Raw genomic sequence first — 3,330 nt, forward strand, 5'->3', positions numbered from 1 at the left:
CGGTGGCGGTGACCGGCGGCCATGGCACCTTGCCGGTACGGCGACGGGTGCGCGTCGCGCTGGTCGCGACCGGCGACGAGCTGGTGCCGCCCGGAGCCGCGCTGACCGGCCTGGCGCTGCCCGAATCCAACCGCGCGATGCTTGCGGCGATGCTGGCCGACCTGCCGGTCGAGATCGTCGATCTCGGCATCCTACCCGACGACCTGCCGGTCCTCACCGCCGCCTTTGCCGGCGTGCGGGCAGACCTGCTGATCACCACCGGCGGCGCGTCGGTGGGCGACCATGACCTCGTCCGGCCGGCGCTGGAAGCCGCAGGGGGAGCGATCGATTTCTGGCGGATCGCGCTGCGCCCCGGCAAGCCGATGATGGCGGGGCGGATTGGCGATACCGCGGTGCTGGGGCTGCCGGGAAACCCGGTGTCGGCGTTCGTAACTGCCATCCTGTTCGTCCGACCGCTGATCGCGCACCTGGCGGGCGCGGCCGATCCGCTGCCGCCAACGATGACCGCGACGCTGGGCGAGCCGCTGCCGGCCAACAATGCGCGCACCGATTACTTGCGCGGCGAGCTGCGCGCGCGGCTGGCCTATGCCTCGACGATCCAGGACAGTTCCATGCTGCTGACGCTCGCGCGGTCGACGTGCCTGATCGTCCGGCCGGCCAACGCGCCGGCCGCCGCTGCGGGCGATCTTGCGGAAATCCTGCCGATCGCTTGACGCCCGCAAAACCGTTCCATATAGGTTCCCAGTCTGTTCATGGTCCCTGTCACGACGGAGTTCCGCCGATGCTTACTCGCAAGCAGCATGAGCTGGTCTGTTTCATCAACGACCGCCTCGCCGATACCGGCGTGTCGCCCTCCTTCGAGGAGATGAAGGAGGCGCTCGACCTCAAGTCCAAGTCAGGTGTCCACCGCCTGATCAGCGCGCTGGAGGAGCGTGGCTTCATTCGCCGTCTCGCCAATCGCGCCCGCGCGCTGGAGGTGGTGAAGATGCCCGACCGACCCAAGGCGGCAGCTGGAACCGTTCAGAAGCGCGGCGACATCGCCATGCCGGCGACGGGGCGCGGCAATGTTCGGCCGCTGCCGCAGCCGGCCAACGACGTGATCGAGATCCCGCTGCACGGCCGGATCGCGGCGGGTGTGCCGATCGAGGCGTTCGAGGGTTCGTCGATGCTGGCGGTGCCGGCGGCGCTGCTCGGCGCGGGCGAGCATTATGCGCTGGAGGTGGCGGGCGACTCGATGGTCGAGGCGGGTATCCTCGACGGCGACTACGCGCTGATCCGCCGCACCGAGGTGGCACGCGACGGCGAGATCGTGGTGGCGCTGATCGAGGATAGCGAGGCGACGCTCAAATATTTCCGTCGGGAGGGCGCGATGGTACGGCTCGATCCGGCGAACCGCGCCTATGAGCCGCAGCGCTATGCGCCGGCGCGGGTGCGCATCCAGGGCAAGCTGTCGGGGCTGCTGCGCCGCTACGACTGAGCGCGGGCGGACGGGCTGCGAGGGCCCAGGGGTGCTCGTCGCCGGGAGTGAGCACGGTGACGGCATGACCGCTCGCCAGCGTCAGCGCCAGACCGCCGGTGCGGCGCAGCGTCTGCGGCGTGAGGAGTAGCCAGCGAGGGCGGCAGGTGCGCGGCAGGCGGCGGTCGCTGACAACGATGTCGACCTGCCGGCACAAGGCGGTGATCTCGGCGATCGGCAGCATATAGCCGCTCCGCGTTGCGAGGATGCCCCACTGGCGCTGGCCGACGGTGCGGCTGGCAAGGCACAGGTCGCGGTTGCAGCGGGCGGTCGGCTGGTCCGACAGCAGCTCGGCCCTGCGGTCGACGCCGCCGTTGACGGTCAGCATGTCCTGAGTGAAGTCGCTCGACCGGTCGCGCAGCAGTGCCAGATGGCCGGCAGCAGTCCTGACCGCGACATGGCGGCCATCGCCGGTGACCAGCAGGTCCGGCGGCGGCGTCGCCAGCGCCCAGCCGGCCCCGAGCACGAGCGGCACCAGTCCCAGCCGCCGCCAGCGCGTGCGCCACAGCGCGATCCACAAGCCACCGCCGACCATCAGCGCAAAGGCCGCGTCGGGCATGGTCGGCAGCACCGTCACCGCGCCCGGCTGCACCGCCGTGATCCGTGCGATCCACAGCAGCGGCGCAATCGCGCGGCCGGTCAGCCACCAGAACGGTGCGCCGAGGCCGAGCGAATCGAGCAGCAGCGCCAGCGCCTCCGCGGGCATGATGACGAAGGTGCTTAGCGGGATCGCGACGATGTTGGCGAACGCGCCGTACAGCCCCGCCTTGTGGAAGTGGTACACCGCGATCGGCATCAGCGCGAGCTCGACCAGCAATCCGGTCGCCAGGAGCGACACCAGTTCGCGGAGCAGTCCGCGCCACCGCGGCTCGTCGCGCTTGATCAGCCAGTCGCGGACCTGCGGATGCTCGTGCAGCGCGACGATCGCGGTCACCGCCGCGAACGACAGCTGAAAACTCGGCCCCGCCAGCGACTCGGGCCAGAACAGCAGCACCACGAACGCCCCCGCCGCAACCAGCCGCAGCGTCACCGCCTCCCGCCCCAGCGCCAGCGCGCCCAGCACAAGCAAAGACGCGACGCACGACCGGATCGTCGGCACCTCCGCCCCCGACAACAGGGTATAGCCGATCGCCGCCGCCGCGCCCGCACCCGCGGCAATCATCGGCAGCCGGAAGCGCAGCGCCAGCCACGGCCACAGCGCGAGCAGCCGCACCACCAGCAGCATCGTGAACGCGACCGCGGCGGTGATGTGCAGGCCGCTGATCGACAGGAGGTGCGCCAATCCCGCTCGCCGCATGTCGTCCGATTCCTGCAGGCCGATCGCGCCGACATCGCCGGTCACGAACGCCGCCGCGACGCCGCCGACGCTGCCCGCATCGCCGGCCAACTGCGCCTCGATATGCCGGGTCAGCCGGATGCGGATACCGTCGGCGGCGACGGCCGGTAGGGTCACCAGCCTGACCGGCGCATAGCCGCGCCCGCTCGCGCCGATGCCGTCGAACCAGGCGAGCCGGGCATAGTCATAGGCCCCCGGCACGCCGGCGACCTGCGGCGGCACCAGTCGCGCGCCCAGCTCGACGACCGCACCGCGGGCGATCCCGGCCGGTACGTCGGCATCGGCAAGGTTGACGCGCAGGTTCTCGACCGACTCTAGGTTCGCCTCGGCGCGCTCGATCTGCGAGTCGGCCACGAAGATGACGCCGTCGACGCCCTTCAAGATCAGCTTGCGCGAGGCGTCGTAGAAGACCTGCCCGGGCACGGTGTACAAATGGAAACGGGTCTTGAAGCCGCGGATCTCCCCCAGCGAGAGCGGG

At 70.8% G+C, this 3,330-nt stretch carries 2 protein-coding genes and 2 pseudogenes; 2 read left to right on the top strand and 2 right to left on the bottom strand.

Annotated elements, in window-relative coordinates; all coding sequences use genetic code 11:
* Both HUU96_RS13560 and lexA read left to right on the top strand, forming a co-directional pair.
* On the top strand, window positions 1–713 hold a 713-nt coding region (locus HUU96_RS13560; RefSeq protein ID WP_174293285.1), incomplete at its 5' end, for a molybdopterin molybdotransferase MoeA.
* 68 nt (window positions 714–781) lie between these two features.
* Window positions 782–1,477: a transcriptional repressor LexA gene (gene lexA, locus HUU96_RS13565; protein ID WP_174293286.1), complete on the top strand. Its 696-nt coding sequence runs from the start codon at window positions 782–784 to the stop codon at window positions 1,475–1,477.
* Here the strand turns inward: lexA and HUU96_RS13570 are convergent.
* Together HUU96_RS13570 and HUU96_RS15215 are read right to left on the bottom strand one after the other, a co-directional pair.
* Window positions 1,455–3,152, bottom strand: a pseudogene (locus tag HUU96_RS13570) (ComEC/Rec2 family competence protein); the annotation flags it as partial. The gene lexA and the pseudogene HUU96_RS13570 sit on opposite strands and share 23 nt — an antisense overlap.
* Window positions 3,132–3,330, bottom strand: a pseudogene (locus HUU96_RS15215) (hypothetical protein); the annotation flags it as partial. The pseudogenes HUU96_RS13570 and HUU96_RS15215, both read right to left, overlap by 21 nt.

Source organism: Sphingomonas bacterium, from assembly GCF_903644135.1.
In the GTDB taxonomy this organism is placed as follows: Bacteria; Pseudomonadota; Alphaproteobacteria; order Sphingomonadales; family Sphingomonadaceae; genus Sphingomonas.

Bases quoted from the DNA above. Each gene is read 5' to 3' on its own strand.
- lexA (WP_174293286.1), top strand. From the start codon at position 782: ATGCTTACTCGCAAGCAGCATGAGCTGGTCTGTTTCATCAACGACCGC.